A 255-nucleotide genomic window follows, 5' to 3' on the forward strand; every position below is an offset into this window, starting at 1 on the left:
CTTTCTCTGAACCGAACTGACTCAATTGCCAAGTCGTCTTCTCAATCCGTTCGCGTGTTCGGGCGATCCGCTTGCGGATCGCCGAATACTCCTCTTCTGGACGGTGTTTCTTCACTGAATTCTTCAGATGGAACAACTCACCGCTCACGTCTGAGATTATCTCTTTCCGTGTCTCCAGATCCAGTGTACCATCAACGGATAGCCTGTGTCTGAGCGACCGTGGAACATGTACCAAATCGAGTTGGTGGTACCGTT

1 pseudogene is annotated in these 255 nt (G+C 50.6%); it reads right to left on the reverse strand.

Going from position 1 to position 255, the window contains the following annotated elements:
* A pseudogene (locus O2S87_RS19130) lies at positions 1–255 on the reverse strand (ISH6 family transposase); the annotation flags it as partial.

It is taken from the genome of Halohasta sp. A2 (assembly GCF_056175805.1).